The following is a 17,425-nucleotide window of genomic DNA, read 5'->3' as shown; positions in this document are numbered from 1 at the left end:
TAATGGAGATGAAAGAGGGACGTTAGCTCGAACGAGTATTCCAACCGACATTTTGAGACGGAATGGAGCTACTTGCGGCATCGACATGATCCGCCGTCAAGATATAGTCGTAGAGGCTCGCAGTAGAGCAGGAAGCTCTTGCCGTCATAGAAGATTCCCCGGCTTTCACCTTGACGACATAATTGGGGTATAGTGCGCGGCAAGTCCTTGCCACTTGGCATCTAGCGTATACCGTCAACAACGAAACGTGGTTGGTTTATTGTCTGCGAATCTATCTTTACGCTGTTCATCGGTAGGTCATTCCCCTCCCCCTCAACATCCTGTAAAGCACGGCGCGTCATGCCGGCTCGAGAGAGCCGTTTTTTGTTCATATCCAGCCCGGCGAACAGTCGCGGCCAGCGCGCGAAGGTAGACAATGTCTCAGCCGCAAAACGGTATAGCCGGCGACCTGGAACATATTCATTGGCCGTCGCTTGTTGCTGCAATTTCGGCGATTTCCGCCGTTGGCATCGCCATTGGGCTTGGATTGCCGCTTCTCAGCATCATCCTTGAAAAACGAGGCGTGCCATCAACCCTGATTGGCCTGAACACTGCAATGGCTGGGATTGCGGCGATGATCGCCGCGCCGATTACCACAAAGCTTGCCCATAATTACGGTGTGGCATCCACCATGCTTTGGGCGGTTTTTATTTCGGCCGTGAGTGCCATCGGCTTTTACTACGCGCCCGATCTATGGATGTGGTTTCCGCTTCGATTTGCTTTTCATGGCGCAACCACGACGTTGTTCATCCTTTCCGAGTTTTGGATCAATGCCGCCTCTCCGCCACGCAAGCGCGGCTTTGTGCTTGGTATTTACGCTACCGTGCTCTCGCTCGGCTTTGCCGCCGGTCCCCTGCTCTTCTCGCTGCTCGGCAGTGACGGAATTGCGCCATTTCTTGTAGGCGCTCTGGCCGTTCTGGCGGCCGCGATCCCGATCTATATCGCTCGTGGCGAAAGTCCGGTTTTGGACGAAAAGCCGGAATTGCATTTCATGCGATATATCTTCCTGGTCCCCACCGCGACAGCTGCGGTCTTTATCTTTGGTGCCGTGGAAGCCGGTGGGCTGTCGCTTTTCCCGATCTATGCCGTGCGGGTGCATTTCAGTGAGGCGCAGGCCGCCCTCCTCCTCACGGTCATGGGGATAGGCAATGTCCTCTTCCAGATCCCGGTGGGGCTCATTTCAGACCGGATGCGCGATAAGCGCCCGATCCTTGCGGTCATGGCGCTGCTGGGCATGGCTGGCTCGCTGTTATTGCCTGTCATATCGCACAATTGGTTTTTGATGGCAGGTGTTCTCCTCTTCTGGGGCGGGTGCGTGTCAGGGCTCTACACGGTTGGTCTCGCCCACCTTGGGTCTCGTCTGACTGGATCCGACCTTGCGGCTGCCAATGCGGCCTTTGTTTTCTGCTACGCCGTCGGCACTGTCGCCGGTCCGCAGGTCATTGGCGCCGCTATGGATCTTCCCGGCACGAACAACAACGGTTTCTCCTGGAGCATTGCCGCATTTTTTGGAGTCTATGCCGTTCTTTCCGGGGGCAGGCTTCTTTTCCTGCGCAAGCAGGGTTGACTTTTCGAGCGAGATTCGTAGTTTCGCGCCAGAATTGCCGTGGAGCTTAATAGGCCGTCCACGGCTTTGATTTTATTTAAGGCAGGACGACCATGGCCAAGGCTACCACTATCAAGATCAAGCTGCTGTCGACAGCCGACACCGGTTTCTTTTACGTCACGACGAAGAACAGCCGTACGATGACGGACAAAATGACAAAGACGAAGTATGACCCGGTTGCTAAGAAGCACGTCGAGTTCAAGGAAACGAAGATCAAGTAAGTTTCCAATACAGATTTTTTCCAAGACGCAGGTCCTAGGGCCTGCGTTTTTTTATGTGCCGTTGCCATATCAGCTAAAGCGCTTGGCGCTCCACGTTCAGGCGAGCGTGCTCAACACGTGGAATTTCTCCTGCCCGGATGAATCGTGCGAAATGTGATCCGACCTTCAGGGAAGGCAGAAGACCCTTATCCCCTTTCCAGAATGAAGGGGAAACCGCGCTTCCATCCTCGTAGTTCAAGCCTGTGCTGCACAAGTCAATCAGGCACTTGCAAAACGCAAAAATAAACGCCGCCCTTCCAGTTAGAAAGACGGCGTTTCAATTGGGGGTCGACCAGCGAGCGACACGGCACGAGGAACCGCTTACTATCGTCAACCGGTCGACCGACCCCACGACCCAGGAGATGCGGCGGACCTGACATCATGGGGTATCGGAACTACTAATTTATGCCCCAACTAATTGCGCTAATGGGAAAGAAAATCAACAATTTCTTAACAAACCTGCAAAACAGTTTATTTTATGGTTAAGAACGGGACGATTACTGAAGAGAATATTCAAATATTATTATTTGAACTTATAACATTCTAAATTAGTCCCCAAATATTCGAGAAATATTCTGTGGCTTTTTATTAGGGATTTCTAACAATATCTTTTTTCGATACATCAAATTCAAAAAGTGGCTGTGAGGAATTGTTCGTTGCAGGTCGCCGGTGCCGCAGCGATGCGTTGAGTTCGCAACGAAAGATGAGGATTAATCGAATATAGCTCGATTTTGCTACTTCGACACCAGGCTCCCAATTTTGCCCTATATGGCCGGAATGTGTTCCGTCGGTGAGGGTTTTAGCGGCTGTAGCTATCGGTGATTCGGACAAATGAAAGGGCAAACCACAAGCGCATCACCAAGCTCTAGTACAGCGCACTCTCATCATATCAGATCAATACTCGCGATCTTCTTGTTCTAATGCTATCGTTGGCCTTCGAATCGCCCCTGCCAGATCAGACTTCACGCTGCGGCTGCAACCACCTTGTTGCGACCGCCGTTCTTGGCTTGGTAAAGTGCAGTGTCGGCCTGGTTCAAGAGCTGATGTGGTGTCAAAATGGAAGCACTACGGAACGCGAGACCGAAAGACGCGGTCAAGCTGATGCTTTGTCCTGAAGAGGCTACGACAAAAGGCTCTGTTTCAATTGCCGCACGAAGCTTTTCGGCGGCTGCTGCAGCGAGTTCTTCCGATGTATCCGGCATGATGAGAACGAACTCTTCGCCACCATAGCGGCAAAGAAGATCTGCTCCGCGCGCATTGGCGCGAAGGCGCCGCGCAAATTCTTTGAGAACTTCGTCGCCAGCGGCATGGCCATAAGCATCATTGACGCTCTTAAAGCGATCGATGTCGGTAATTACCAAAGAGAGTGGCCGACCCCGCGCCATGGAACGGCTGAAGAGTGTTGTCAGATGGTTGTCCAGGTAGCGCCTGTTGTTCAGGCCGGTCAGCGGATCCGTGACGGCAAGCTCGATTGTCTGGTTCAAACTCGCCCTTAGCAGATCGTTGTAACGCTTCCGCTTTATCTGTGTAAGGCAGCGTGCAATTAGTTCATTTGGATCGATCGGGCGCAGGATGTAGTCATTGACGCCAAGATCGAGAGCGCGGACCAGCATTTCGTCGTCGCCATTTTCGGCAACGATCAGGATGGGAAGCACGCGGGTGCGCTCGAGAGAACGAAATTGTGAGCAAAGGCGCAGAGGATCGAAACTGTCCGCCACGCCATTGACGATTGCGAGTTCGAAGGGAGCATCTCCTGCCGTATAAAGAGCGGCTTGGGTATCCGAGACAGCCATGATATCGGCAATTGGCTTCAACGTCTTGATGATACGTTCTTGGGAACTGGGTCGGGAGTCGACCAAGAGTATCCGGGCGTTCTCTTCGGCGCCGTTATCTTCGAAAGCCTCTCCTACCGCAAATGAGCGGGCGGCTTCAGATCGAACACGCAGTTCGTCGCTGAGGGCCTTCAACCGCAATAGGCTCTTCACACGGGATACAAGCTGCAGGTCGTTGACCGGCTTCGTCAGAAAATCATCCGCTCCCGCTCTTAGACCGCGCACGCGGTCTGCGAGTTGGTCTAGTGCAGTGACCATTACAACCGGAATATGGGCGGTATGCGGATCAGCCTTCAGGCGCTCACAGACCTCAAATCCGTCCATACCGGGCATCATGATATCGAGCAGGATTAGATCCACCTGATCGGTCTGACAAATCGAGAGTGCTTCAAATCCATCGACTGCCGTCAACACATCGAAATACTCGGCAATCAGCCGCGCTTCGAGAAGCTTCACGTTTGCCGGAATGTCATCAACGACAAGAATGCGCGCAGTCATAAATGTCCTCTTCCAGCCTCAAGCATCGCCAAGGTAGATCTTGATGGTTTCGAGAAACTTCGGCACGGAGATGGGTTTGGAAACATAGGCTTCACATCCGCCCTGGCGTATACGCTCTTCGTCGCCCTTCATTGCAAAAGCTGTGACGGCGATGACCGGAATCATATGAAGATCGTCATCCTCTTTCAGCCATTTCGTCACTTCCAGTCCCGAAACCTCAGGAAGCTGGATATCCATCAGGATAAGATCAGGACGATGACGGCGCGCGAGCTCAAGCGCTTCCATCCCGTTTCGCGTTTGAATAGTGGTATAGCCAGACGCTTCGATGAGGTCGCGAAAGAGCTTCATGTTGAGCTCGTTATCTTCTACTATCATCACCTGTTTGGGCATATCAGGGCGTCCTACATACTTGCCGGGTCATCACGCCGCAGACTGATTCGCAGAAAAAGATGCGACGGTTCGTGTAACCACGGCCGGAGGCTACAGAAATATGTTTAGAAAAAGGTAACTTAGGTCTCCCGATGAAAAGCAATTTCAAGAGAACGCAGCCAACCTCGCCCGATCCGACGGAGGTTTCAGTCGAAGTTCTTGCCTGGCTTGCGTCCGATAGCGAATTATTAGCCCGTTTTCTTGCATTGACCGGGGTCGAGCCTGAACAGATCAGGCGCGCTGCGAGCGATCCCGGCTTTATGAGTGCGATGCTGGATTTCATCATGGCACACGAACCGACGGCGCTTGAATTTTGTGCCGCATCTGGAAGAACGCCTGAAGATCTGACGATGGTGTGGCGACACTTTTCCAAACCCGGCCTGGATTCTGGAGAATATTGACGATGTCGGTCGTGACCGATGTAGCACACGTCGCACTGAGCAATCGACCTTTGCTCGTCTGCGATCTCGATGAAGTCGTTCTCGAATTCGTTACCCCCTTTGCAGCCTTCTTGCGAAGCCAGGGGTATGAGCTTTTGCCCCGCTCTTTCAGGCTGCATGGGAACATCGTGTCTCTGACAACAGGCGCTGAAGCTCGAAAAGAAAGTGTCGATGATTTCCTCGAATCCTTTTTCCTTGCGCAGGCAGACTGGCAGACACCTGCCAATGCAGCGGTCGAAAGCCTCGATCTGCTTTCCCACGATTGCGATGTCGTATTTTTAACGGCGATGCCGCCACGCCATCAACGGATACGACGTGGCCTTCTCGATCGGCTCGGCCTGTATCAACAGATGGTGGCAACGAAAGAACCAAAAGGTCCTGTCGTTGCGAGACTTCATGGCGACCGCAACCTGCCGGTTGCTTTCATAGACGATATCCTGTCGAACCTCATTTCCGTCAGCGAGCACCTTCCTGATTGCTTTCTCGTCCACCTCATGGCGAATGACGAGTTCAGGCATTTGGCCCCGCCGGTCAGCGGAAAAATTGCTGCAGCGACCACATGGGCCGACGCCGACAGACTTATCAGAACACACTTCGGATTGCCGACTTAACGCTGCCCGTGCCAACGCAGATGGCGCTGGACGCCCTGCCCTGCATCATCGGCCCATGCTCGAAGAGCGAGCGGGCCGATGCACAATTGGCAGAGCATCTTTCCATTTCTGATGCCCTTGTTGGATCCGCTGGGTGCCTGTCACCTAAGGAAGCTATCTCTTCTCAAACGCGTTTAAACGACGAGTGATAACAGCAGGACCAACGCGAGCCCGACAACGGAAACGATGGTTTCCATCAAGCTCCATGTCTTGAAGGTCTCACCGACCGTCATGTTGAAATACTGCTTCACGAGCCAGAAGCCGGCGTCGTTGACGTGGGAGAAAATGACTGAGCCGGCGCCCGTAGCAAGCACAAGAAGTTCTTTGTTGACGCCGGGCATGACGGAAACGACAGGAACGACAATTCCCGCGCCGGTAATTGTTGCTACTGTTGCCGATCCTGTCGCAACGCGAATGAGCGCTGCCACGAGCCAGGCGAGAAGAATTGGCGATACCGATGCCTGAACAGCCAGTTTGCCGATCACATCACCAACGCCGCTCGCTATCAGCATCTGCTTGAAACCACCCCCAGCCCCGACGATGAGAATGATCGATGCCACAGGACCTAAGCTCTCGTTCAACAGATCGCTCATCTTTTCCTTGGAAAGACCGGCTAACACGCCAAAACTGTAAAAGCTGAAGAGCAAGGCCAGAAGCAGAGCGGTAATCGGATGTCCGATGAGGTCCATCCAGTTCCTGACGACGTGATGTTCTGGGAGGGCAATATCGGCCAGCGCCTTTAAAAGCATAAGTACAACCGGCAACATCAAGGTTGCCATGGTGATCGCAAAACTCGGCAGACGCTCGGGGTCAATTTCGCGAACGAACTGTTTGCTGAGTTCCGGTGAGGCGACACCCGGAACGCGCTTTGAAATGAGGCTCGCGAAGATTGGTCCGGCGATAGCCGCGGTCGGAAGACCGATGATCAAGCCGTATAAAATCGTTTTCCCAACATCTGCACCAAAGACACTGATGGCCAGAAGCGGGCCTGGATGAGGCGGCACAAGGGCGTGAACAACCGAGAGCCCTGCAAGCAAGGGAATGCCAACCTTGATGATCGAGACGCCCGATTTGCGCGCCACGATATAAACAAGCGGGATCAGTAGAACAAAGCCGATCTCGAAGAACAGCGGGAACCCGACGATGAAGGCTGCCACCATCATTGCCCAGTGCACACGTTCCTTTCCGAACGCACGGATCAGCGTTTGTGCGATCTGATCTGCCCCGCCGGACTCTGACATGAGCTTGCCCAACATTGTGCCGAGCCCCAGTACGATGCCAACGAAGCCCAGAACATCGCCAAAGCCGCTTTGGAACGACTTCATGATCAGATCGATCCCCATTCCGGAAGTCAATCCGAGGAAACCGGCTGCGATGGTCAATGCGATGAAGGGATGAACCTTAAATCGCGTAATCAATAGAATAAGACCGATGATGGTCACCGCTGTGTCAGCGATGAGAAAAGTTTCCCGGCTCATGCCTAGCATCTTTGTTCTCCTGCACGTCGATCACAACAATGATCAACGCCTCAATGCAATTCACTGCCCCCGGCCTTCATCGAACGCCGCAAAGTCACGGCGATTAAGTCTCGAAGTTTTCCGCAAGGGCTTCCACCAAAGGTGGCAGCGCAACGCGGTTCGGCAAGGTGACTCAACGATAAAGACGCGAGGAATGAGAAAGGGCGCAATGGTTCTATTGTTTGAAGCCATGCGAATTAAGACGTGATCGTTAGAGCAAGCCGAGCCGACGCCATGCAAGATCGCGAAACTGTGAAAATGCTGTCCGATCAAAAGCAGGCATTCTTTAAGACTCCCTCGTTAGCCTTAGCTTCCAGTATTGCGTCTCAGTTGAGTGTGTCATGTTTTCGCGTCTCCTCATTGGCTGGCTTGCAGCTACCGCATTGATAAGTCCAGCATTGGCCGGCGATCGGCCCATTTTGCAGATTTTCGTTTCGAAGAAAGATCAATCGCTGGTGGTCTATGATGGCCAAGAACCGGTCGCCACCTCCCGCGTCTCGTCGGGAAAACCAGGACACGATACACCGACCGGGATTTTCTCCGTTTTGGAAAAGCAGATCTACCACGAGTCGAATATCTATTCGGCGGCGCCGATGCCATTCATGCAGAGACTGACTTGGTCAGGCATTGCGCTGCATGAATCAAAATCGGTACCTCGTTATCGTGCATCTCACGGTTGCGTCCGCCTACCCTCCGCCTTTGCCAAGCAGCTCTATAAGATGACCACACTCGGCGTGCCCGTCATCATTAGCGATACGGCAGTTGAGCCCGCTCCAGTGAACAATGTCAGCCTTTTTGAAGCGACGCCTCCTGCACCACAGCTATTTTCAGATGCGACTTTGCGCCCTGGCGTCGGCGACCCAACCGGGAAGCCTATCGAGCTGGCGATGAATGCCGTCAGGCCGATTTCGCCGATACTTCACGATGCAACAGCCGATGATACGGCGGAGCCGATCAAAATTTTGATCACGCGCCGTAGCCAGCGCGAGACGGTCATCGATCTGCAAACTCTCCTTGGACAGCTTGGCTTTGCGCCCGGTCCTGCAGACGGCCTGATTGGCGATGCAACGATCGATGCCATCAACGCTTTCAAGAAACTGCGGCCCGAGACATTCGCCAAAGACAAGAGCCTGATAAGCGACAACCTTCTGCGCGCCGTCTATGAGGCGGCCGGAAAAGGTTCGCCGCCCAACGGTGTCATCATGGTACGCAAGGGTTTTAAACCGTTGTTCGAGGCTCCGGTCGACATCGCTTCTGCGCAACAGGCTCTTGGCACTCATTTTCTGATCCTTCAATCCGCGACGGATGGCAAGGATGGCCAGCAATGGCTGGGTGTCACGCTTGAAAACAAGCTACCGCCTCAAATGATGAAGCGGCTTGGTATCCAATCCCAGATGTCGAGCCTCGATTTTGCAACACCGCTGGAAGGTGCCCTCGGGCGCATTACCGTTTCAGACGAAGCGAAGCAGAAGATAGCCGATATGTTGGTGGCGGGCACAACCGTTACGATTTCAGACAGCGGCTTAGGTGCGGAGACTGGCAACGGGACAGATTTTATCACAGTCACCCATCGGTGACTTTGATTAATAAAGACGGCTGTTCCGATCGAGCACATCGACGGCATTGAACGCGCTTTGGAAAAGGCAGCGGAACGAATTGTCGCTTTGACCTGATCTTCCTAATGCAGCGTTCATCTTGATCGATGCGCGCTGCATTCTTTTGCGTGCTGCTTGCCTATTCAGAAAGGCGACAGCCGGCCTTTCCACGTAGTTTAGACGAGTTCCACATCCACGACGCCAGGAGCACTGCGCAAAGCCGCAGCAATCTCTGGTGTAATCCGATAGCGCTGTGGCAATTCAACCTCGACCTCGCGGCGCCCCTCATCCTTCACCACGATGAAGGAGACGAGACCGTCGCCTTTCAAATTCAGGTGGGAAGCTACCATGCGCAAGGGTCCTGAATCGCGCACGTAAACACGCAGCGCCTTTTGCATTTCGAGCGACTTCTCCTCCAAGGACTGCGCAGTTTGGAGACGGAGGCTGATACCCTCAGGGCGCTCTTCACCAGCAGCCGTAATGACAAAGGATTTTCCCGGTTCCAAAACATCTCGATACTGCATGAGGACTTCAGAAAAGAGCACCGCCTCAAACTGGCCAGACGCATCGGAAAACACGACAATGCCCATCTTGTTGCCAGTGCGGGTCTTACGTTCCTGACGTGAAATGACAGTGCCGGCTAGACGACCGAAAGCAGCACCTTGTTTAACGGCGGTCGAGAACTCGGCGAAGGATTGAACGCGCATTTTTTCCAAGATCGCCTTGTAGCTATCGAGCGGATGCGCCGTCAGATAAAAGCCAAGTACCTGAAACTCTTTCAAAAGGCGCTCGGAGGCGAGCCACGGCGAAAAAGGCGGCAAAGCAATCTTCTCAGGCCCGGTGGAAAGCGCTCCACCAAAGATGTCGGACTGACCGCTCAACTTGTTTTCCTGCGCCCGCTGAGCGTATCCCAAAACACGATCAAGGCCAGCGGCAAGCTGCGCACGGTCTATCCCGAAGCAATCGAAAGCGCCGGCGTAGATCAGGCTTTCGATCACCCGGCGGTTCACCTGCCGCGGATCGATCCGCAGGCAGAAATCTTCAAGACTTTCGAAAGGTTTGTCGCCACGGACCGCAACGATGTGATCCACGGCGTTTTCGCCGACGCCCTTCAATGCCGCCAGGGCGTAATAGATCCGGTTTTCACCTGTCTCGAAATGCCGGAAGGATGTCTGCACTGACGGTGGAACGACGTCGATTCCGAGACGGCGCGCATCCTGACGGAAGTCGTTGACCTTTTCCGTATTGGCCATATCGAGCGTCATGGACGCTGCCAGGAACTCCACCGGATAATGCGCCTTCATGAAGGCGGTTTGATAAGACACGATCGCATAGGCTGCCGCATGCGATTTGTTAAAGCCGTAATTGGCAAACTTCGCCAAGAGCTCGAAAATATTTTCCGCCTGCGGCTTGTTCACACCGTTGGCCACAGCACCATCGACAAAGCGCTCACGCTGCTTGTCCATCTCCTCCTTGATCTTCTTGCCCATCGCGCGGCGGAGCAGGTCAGCTTCGCCGAGCGAATAGCCGGATAGAACCTGAGCGATCTGCATCACCTGTTCCTGGTAGACGATAACGCCCTGCGTTTCCTTCAGGAGATGATCGATCATCGGATGGATCGATTCGATCTCCTCGTCGCCGTGCTTGCGGGCGTTGTAGGTCGGAATATTTTCCATCGGACCTGGGCGATACAGCGCGACGAGCGCGATGATATCTTCGATACAGTCCGGCTTCATACCGATCAGCGCCTTGCGCATGCCGGCGCTTTCCACCTGGAACACGCCGACTGTCTCGCCGCGGGACAGCATGTCGTAGGTCTTCTTATCGTCCAGCGGTATGGCGGCAAGATCAATCGCTGCGCCACGCTTTGCGGCAAAGTCCACCGCAACCTTCAAAACCGTCAATGTTTTCAGACCGAGAAAGTCGAACTTGACGAGACCGGCCTGCTCAACCCACTTCATGTTGAACTGCGTAACCGGCATATCGGAGCGCGGATCGCGATACATCGGAACCAGCTTGGAGAGCGGTCTGTCGCCAATCACGATCCCGGCTGCATGGGTGGACGCGTGGCGATAAAGACCTTCGATCTTCTGGGCGATGTTCAAAAGCCTTGCAACAACAGGCTCTTTCTCCGCCTCCTCCTTCAGTCTCGGCTCTTCCTCGATGGCCTTGGAAAGCGGTGTTGGATTTGCGGGATTGTTCGGCACCAACTTGCAGATCTTGTCGACCTGGCCATAGGGCATCTCGAGCACACGCCCGACGTCGCGCAAAGCGGCACGCGCTTGTAGCGATCCGAAGGTGATGATCTGCGCAACCTGATCGCGGCCATACTTGGCCTGCACATATCGAATCACCTCTTCGCGGCGATCCTGGCAAAAGTCGATATCAAAGTCGGGCATCGAGACACGTTCTGGGTTCAAGAAGCGCTCGAAAAGAAGAGAAAAGCGAAGCGGATCCACGTCCGTGATGGTGAGCGCATAGGCGACTAGGGAGCCTGCCCCAGAACCACGTCCTGGGCCGACAGGAATGTCATGCTGCTTGGCCCATTTGATGAAGTCCGAAACGATGAGAAAGTAGCCCGGAAACTTCATGCGTTCAATCACGCTGAGCTCGAAATCGAGGCGCTCGCGATAATCGTTATCACTGTAGCCTGGCGCCATACCAAGCTTTGCGATGCGCTCCTCAAGGCCCTCAATCGCCTGCCGGCGTAGCTCGGCAGCTTCTGCGCGCTCCGCCTCGTCGGGATCGGCGACGCCTCCAGTAAAGCGTGGCAAAATCGGTTTGCGCGTTTTCAGCACGAAGGAGCAACGGCGGGCAATCTCAACCGTATTATCGAGGGCTTCGGGAATGTCGGCGAACAGCTTCATCATCTCCGCCCTGCTTCGCAGATAATGATCGGGCGTCAGACGGAATCGTTTGTCATCCGAGACGATGGCGTTATGGGCGACCGCCATCAATGCATCATGTGCATCATAATCGTCACGTGCGGGGAAGAAGGCTTCATTGGTCGCCACCAGAGGCAAGTCATGCTCGTAGGCGAGCGCAATCATCCGCTTTTCGTGGTGACGGTCATAGGTTCCTTGGCGTTGCAGCTCTATGTAAAGACGTTCTCCAAACCTTGTCTTTAGTGCCTGCAGACGAAGAGCAGCCTCATGGGGCTTGCCGTCTTTCAAAATGGTGTCGACGGGCCCTGTCGATGCGCCGGTCAAAAGGATGAGGCCTTCGGTGCCGATTTCATCAAGCCAAGACAAACGGATGTGAGTCGCCTGCTGGCCATCGCCCCCGAGATAGGCACGGCTGATCAGATCCACCAGACGCTCGTAACCTTCTTCGGTTGACGAAAGAAGAACGATTGAGGGAAGCTTCACCAGCGCCTGTTGCGCGCCGCCTCGTCTCTCGCTTTCCAAGCCATCTTCCATGTCGATGGAAACTTGGCAGCCAACGATGGGCTGTATCCCATCGTCCATCGCCTTCTGTGAAAATTCAAGTGCTACAAACAGATTATTTGTATCGGTGATCGCAATAGCCGGCTGATTGTCGGACTTTGCTTTGGCCAGGATCTTCTTGAGCGGAAGCGCGCCTTCCAGCAGGGAATAGGCCGAATGGACACGCAGATGCACGAACCCCGGCGTTTCGCCCATGAAGTCATCCGCGCCAGCCTTGCTCGCTTCCGCCATGGTCGATCCTTTCGATGTCTCTGCACGAGGACATACACTGGGATTTCACGACGATTCTGTCCAGACTTTGCAGAGCCGGCGACCGCATGGCAGCCATGCGATCCCCTGAAAAATGCTAGAGGCTCATACAGAAAATCGAAAAACCGGCAACGAACAACATAATAGAAGCGAATGCTGCAATATCGCGTACGATCAGTGACATCGGACTCTCCTTCTTTCTATGTTCTTATTTTGTTCTATTTTTGTTCGTTCCGTCAAGCGGAAATCTGCGGTCAAGCGGAGACATAGTTAACATCGCTTGGCGTATGATCTGAATTTGCGCTAGGGATCAAGACGTCATGGCATGACGCGCTAGAGGGAGTGCTCTCTATTGATCGACGGTCCTTGCTCCGCAAGCGCAAAGCCGCATGCACTCTTCGGCCCCTTACCCAGAGAGGCGGCAAACACTCTAAGCCTATCAATGCTGAGGAGGTCTGGCTTCACGGCGCCCGGCGGACGTAAAAAGCGTCTGCTCTCTCAGAAGTCGACGACTTTTCCCTCGGAGATGGTCACGCGACGATCCATCCTTGAGGCAAGCTCGTGGTTGTGCGTCGCAATCAATGCGGCAAGTCCCGATTGGCGGACCAAGGCCTCTAGCGCATCGAAAACGTAATTCGCCGTTCCCGGGTCAAGATTGCCAGTGGGTTCGTCGGCGAGCAGCAGACGCGGCGCATTGGCGACGGCACGGGCTATCGCCACGCGCTGTTGCTCGCCGCCGGAAAGCTCGGCCGGACGGTGCGTGCCGCGATGACCGATGCGCATGTAATCGAGCAGCTGGCTTGCCCGCGTCTTAGCTTCGGCCTTTGACAGGCCGTCGATCATCTGCGGGATCATGATGTTTTCGAGTGCAGAAAACTCCGGCAGCAAATGGTGAAACTGGTAAACGAACCCGATTTCTGAGCGACGAATAGCCGTCCGCTTCTGATCTGGAAGGCCATTGCACAACTGACCGTTGATCGACACTTCCCCCGCATCTGGCTGCTCCAGCAGACCTGCAAGGTGAAGAAGCGTTGATTTTCCTGTCCCAGAGGGGGCGACCAAGGCGACCATTTCGCCTCTCGAAAGAGAAAAATCGGCGCCTTTAAGGATGGTTAGAACCGTTTCGCCTTGCCCGTAATGGCGTTCGACCCCGGTAAGCTTCAAAACGGTATTCCGCGTCATCGAGATCGTTATTCCTTATTCGTAGCGAAGTGCCTGGACGGGGTCGAGCCTCGACGCGCGCCAAGCGGGAAAGATGGTCGCAAGGAAAGAAAGCGACAGTGCCATCACCACCACCGAGAGCGTCTCGCGAAGGTTCATTTCGGCCGGCAGCTGGCTCAGAAAATACAGTTGCGGATCGAAAAGCACCGTCCCTGAAACCCACGAGAAGAACTCACGGATTTTTTCTATATTCACGCAGACAAGGACGCCAAGACCAACGCCGGCAAGCGTGCCGACAATACCGATTGCCGCACCCGTCATGAAGAAAATCCGCATGATGGCGCCTGAGCTTGCGCCCATGGTCCGCAGGATGGCGATATCGCTTCCTTTGTCTTTCACGAGCATGATCAAGCCCGAGATGATGTTCAATGCTGCAACGAGCACGATCAACGTCAGGATCATGAACATGACGTTGCGCTCGACTTGAAGTGCAGAAAAGAATGTCTGGTTACGCTGGCGCCAGTCGGTAATCCCAACCTGTTCCTTGGCGGCCTCTTCGATCTTCGGGCGCATCGTGTCGATGGCGTCAGGATCATTGACGAAGACTTCGATGGATTGAACAAGGCCTTCAGCATTGAAATAAAGCTGTGCCTCCTGGAGCGGCATATAGATAATCGAGGCATCATATTCAGACATGCCAATCTCAAAGATGCCTGAAACCTTGTAGGACTTGACCCGCGGATTGACGCCCATCGGGGTGACGTCACCATCCGGTGAAATCAGCGTGATGTTGTCACCGACCTGCAAGCCCAGCTGGGTGGCCATGCGCGAGCCGATCAAAACACCCTCGCCGGTATCAAAGCTCGACATATCGCCTTGCTTGATATTTGTCGCGACCGTTTTTAGCTTTTTCAGGTCTTCTGACCTGATGCCACGAACCAACGCGCCAGTGCCTGCTCCGCCCTGCCCAGAAGCGAGCGTTTGCCCCTCAACAAGCGGGAATGCGTATTTCACACCAGGGACCGCCGAAATACGATCAGTCATAGCGACGTAATCGTTCAGCGGCTTATCCAAAGGCTGCACGATCATATGACCATTGATGCCGAGGATCCGCGATATCAGCTCCGTCCTGAACCCATTCATGACGGCCATGACGATGATCAAAGTCGCAACACCGAGCATGATACCTATGAAGGAAAAACCGGCGATGACGGAGATGAAAGCCTCTTTTCGGCGCGCCCGCAGATAGCGCCAGGCGACGATACGCTCAAGCGCGCCAAAGGGCCTGCTTCCAACGCGCGGAACTTTGCTCGACGCCTGCTCCGCCTTTGCCTTCGCCATATTGCCTCCCTTAGGCCGACAGCCTGTTGATCGCTGCCTCGATCGTCATCGTTTCACGCTCACCGGTTCGGCGATCCTTGATTTCGACTTCGCCATTGGCAACAGCACGCGGTCCGGCAATGATCTGCATGGGGACGCCGATAAGATCAGCTGTGGCAAACTTGGTGCCTGCGCGATCATCCGTGTCGTCATAAAGAACGTCCTTGCCTGCATTGGTCAAAGACGAATAGATCTTTTCGCAAGCGCTGTCGCAGGCAGCATCTCCAGCCTTCATGTTGATGACCACTGCATCAAATGGCGAAACCGAGGCCGGCCAGATGATTCCGTTTTCATCATGCGACGCTTCGATGATGGCAGGAACGAGGCGCGAAGGACCGATCCCGTAAGATCCCATATGAACCAGATGTTCCTTGCCGTCTGGCCCCTGTACTTTCGCCCCCATGGGTTCTGAGTATTTTGTGCCGAAATAGAAGATATGGCCGACCTCGATACCGCGCGCGGACAAACGCTCTTCCTGCGGGATGGCGTCAAAGGCGGTCGCATCATGCATTTCGGAAGTGGCGGCATATAGCGATGTCCACTTATCGAAGATGGCCTGGAGGCCCGCAACATTGTCGAAATCGGTATCTTCGGCAGGAATATCGAAATCGACAAAGTTTCGGTGGCAGAAAACTTCCGACTCGCCGGTTTCCGCCAAAATAATGAATTCGTGGCTATGATTGCCGCCGATCGGTCCGGTGTCGGCGCGCATGGGGATCGCGCGCAGTCCGAGCCGCGTGAAGGTGCGAAGATAAGCGGTGAACATCTTATTGTAGGAATGGATCGCATCTTCCTTCGTCAGGTCAAAGGAATAGGCATCCTTCATCAGGAACTCGCGCGAGCGCATGGTTCCAAATCGCGGACGGATTTCGTCCCGGAATTTCCACTGGATATGATAGAGGTTCAGCGGCAAATTCTTGTATGACTTGACGTAAGAACGGAAAATATCCGTTACCATTTCTTCGTTGGTGGGGCCGTACAGCATAGGCCGTTCCTGGCGGTCGCTGATGCGCAGCATCTCCTTGCCATAGTCGTTATAACGGCCGCTTTCGACCCAAAGATCCGCGGATTGGATCGTCGGCATCCAGATTTCGTTGGCGCCAGCGCGATCCTGCTCTTCGCGAATGATGGTGCAGACCTTATCGAGAACTTTCTTTCCCAGCGGAAGCCAAGAATAAATACCCTGACTCTGTTGACGGATCATACCGGCCCGGAGCATCAGGCGGTGAGAAACGATCTCCGCCTCTTTCGGATTTTCCTTCAGAATCGGCATGAAAAAGCGGCTAAGGCGCATGACATATTCCACAACAGTTGAGATCCGCCTTAGAAAGCGGAATCATGACATTATTTCGTCTTTGGGTGCGTTCTTAGCCGCTTCCTGACAGGAAGAAAACCCGTCCATTCTGGAAGCGATAAGGAAGATGGATAAGATCAAGAATAGGAACGAAGGATATTGTAGAGAACAGTGAAGACGAGGCTCTCAAAACGCCAGTTGCATTAAAGCAATGCCTCGGTACACAACAATATTCATCAAAGAATATGACGCCCCGCGCGACGGCGAAGCAGCGCGACGATTACGTTCAAACAATTAAGGCGAAATTTGCAGCGGTGGAAAAATATGCCCGAGTGTCACCAAAATACCAAAAAACTGCGTGACAAGGCTCAATGTTTAAGCTAACTTAAGCCCATAAAACAGGCATTGAAGAAAATCATTGCCAATTCGCGGTCAAGTCTTGGGAGGATCAGATCTTAGGCGCGCTCGCTCGCAGCCCCGGCAACGGTTAAGGATCACGCGATACTTTAAAACAAGGCTTTTAGCCTTGTTTTTTTTTACTTTGTAGCATCGAGATTGATCGGTGTTGGTGCTCTCGAACCAGTTTCTGTCTTACAGCGCTTCGATAAATATTTGATGACACGACAGATGCTCCCTAGGGCCGGAACATCGTCGTCCGATTTTGCCTATTAAAAAGGCACCGACCTTTTCGTCATCATCTGAGCCTCATTGAAAATGAGGGCCAATCTGCGGCAAGGCATCGAAGCCCCACCCAAAGTAGGTAGATGAGACGTACCATCCTACATAGATTAGCGCAGAAATCAGGGTTGTCAGCGAGAAGGTGAAAATCGGCCGAAACCTGGCGGGAGCACTGGCGACCGTTCCCAAGACGACATCCTTTTCATCGGCCTGCGTCCTTAATCCGATCGGTAAAACTGCGAACAACGTCAACCACCAAACGATGAAATAGACAGCAAAGGCCTGTAAAATGATTTGTAACATAACATCCTCCCGATCAACGCGCCTAGCATAGAGTCTTTCCGCCCCGAT

General features: G+C 53.8%; 13 protein-coding genes. 5 read left to right on the top strand and 8 right to left on the bottom strand.

The window, feature by feature from the left end:
• The first annotated feature begins 415 nt into the window (after nt 1–415).
• Together VQ830_RS24765 and rpmG are read left to right on the top strand one after the other, a co-directional pair.
• Nucleotides 416–1,606, top strand: a complete 1,191-nt coding sequence (locus VQ830_RS24765) for an MFS transporter (protein ID WP_337270836.1) — start codon at nt 416–418, stop codon at nt 1,604–1,606.
• Nucleotides 1,607–1,698: 92 nt separating this feature from the next.
• Entirely contained in the window at nt 1,699–1,866 is a 168-nt protein-coding gene (rpmG, locus tag VQ830_RS24760; protein WP_003547442.1) for a 50S ribosomal protein L33, read from the top strand.
• 1,001 nt (nt 1,867–2,867) lie between these two features.
• Here rpmG and VQ830_RS24755 read toward each other — a convergent pair.
• Together VQ830_RS24755 and VQ830_RS24750 are read right to left on the bottom strand one after the other, a co-directional pair.
• The gene (locus VQ830_RS24755) at nt 2,868–4,235 is read right to left on the bottom strand and encodes a PleD family two-component system response regulator (RefSeq protein WP_337270835.1); all 1,368 of its coding nucleotides are present in this window, start codon (nt 4,233–4,235) and stop codon (nt 2,868–2,870) included.
• An 18-nt stretch (nt 4,236–4,253) separates the two neighbouring features.
• Complete coding sequence (locus VQ830_RS24750) at nt 4,254–4,625, bottom strand: response regulator (RefSeq protein ID WP_337270834.1); 372 nt, start codon at nt 4,623–4,625, stop codon at nt 4,254–4,256.
• Between the two features lie 131 nt (nt 4,626–4,756).
• On the opposite strand from VQ830_RS24750, the gene VQ830_RS24745 reads away from it, so the two are divergent.
• Both VQ830_RS24745 and VQ830_RS24740 read left to right on the top strand, forming a co-directional pair.
• Complete coding sequence (locus VQ830_RS24745; protein ID WP_337270833.1) at nt 4,757–5,065, top strand: DUF3572 domain-containing protein; 309 nt, start codon at nt 4,757–4,759, stop codon at nt 5,063–5,065.
• A gap of 2 nt (nt 5,066–5,067) precedes the next feature.
• On the top strand, nt 5,068–5,715 hold the full coding sequence (locus VQ830_RS24740) for a hypothetical protein (protein WP_337270832.1): 648 nt from the start codon (nt 5,068–5,070) through the stop codon (nt 5,713–5,715).
• Nucleotides 5,716–5,888: 173 nt separating this feature from the next.
• Here VQ830_RS24740 and VQ830_RS24735 read toward each other — a convergent pair whose 3' ends face one another.
• Complete coding sequence (locus VQ830_RS24735; RefSeq protein WP_337270831.1) at nt 5,889–7,232, bottom strand: GntP family permease; 1,344 nt, start codon at nt 7,230–7,232, stop codon at nt 5,889–5,891.
• A 380-nt stretch (nt 7,233–7,612) separates the two neighbouring features.
• Between VQ830_RS24735 and VQ830_RS24730 the strand changes: the two genes are divergently transcribed.
• The gene (locus tag VQ830_RS24730; RefSeq protein ID WP_337270830.1) at nt 7,613–8,848 is read left to right on the top strand and encodes a L,D-transpeptidase family protein; all 1,236 of its coding nucleotides are present in this window, start codon (nt 7,613–7,615) and stop codon (nt 8,846–8,848) included.
• 194 nt (nt 8,849–9,042) lie between these two features.
• On the opposite strand, the gene dnaE is transcribed toward VQ830_RS24730, so the two are convergent.
• The 5 genes from dnaE to VQ830_RS24705 all read right to left on the bottom strand — a co-directional run bounded on the left by dnaE (nt 9,043) and on the right by VQ830_RS24705 (nt 17,377).
• Nucleotides 9,043–12,543, bottom strand: a complete 3,501-nt coding sequence (dnaE, locus tag VQ830_RS24725; RefSeq protein WP_337270829.1) for a DNA polymerase III subunit alpha — start codon at nt 12,541–12,543, stop codon at nt 9,043–9,045.
• A 516-nt stretch (nt 12,544–13,059) separates the two neighbouring features.
• Nucleotides 13,060–13,743: an ABC transporter ATP-binding protein gene (locus VQ830_RS24720; RefSeq protein WP_337270828.1), complete on the bottom strand. Its 684-nt coding sequence runs from the start codon at nt 13,741–13,743 to the stop codon at nt 13,060–13,062.
• Nucleotides 13,744–13,758: 15 nt separating this feature from the next.
• Nucleotides 13,759–15,063: a lipoprotein-releasing ABC transporter permease subunit gene (locus VQ830_RS24715; protein ID WP_337270827.1), complete on the bottom strand. Its 1,305-nt coding sequence runs from the start codon at nt 15,061–15,063 to the stop codon at nt 13,759–13,761.
• 10 nt (nt 15,064–15,073) lie between these two features.
• Nucleotides 15,074–16,396: a proline--tRNA ligase gene (gene proS / locus VQ830_RS24710; RefSeq protein ID WP_337270826.1), complete on the bottom strand. Its 1,323-nt coding sequence runs from the start codon at nt 16,394–16,396 to the stop codon at nt 15,074–15,076.
• Between the two features lie 705 nt (nt 16,397–17,101).
• Nucleotides 17,102–17,377, bottom strand: coding sequence for a DUF1467 family protein (locus tag VQ830_RS24705; RefSeq protein ID WP_337270825.1), 276 nt, complete (start codon nt 17,375–17,377; stop codon nt 17,102–17,104).
• Between the last annotated feature and the right edge of the window lie 48 nt (nt 17,378–17,425).

The organism is Oryzifoliimicrobium ureilyticum (assembly GCF_037199735.1).
Taxonomy (GTDB): Bacteria; Pseudomonadota; Alphaproteobacteria; order Rhizobiales; family Rhizobiaceae; genus Rhizobium; species Rhizobium ureilyticus.
The sequence above is the reverse complement of the archived record's forward strand: the minus strand, read 5'-3'. Positions and strand labels throughout refer to the sequence as shown.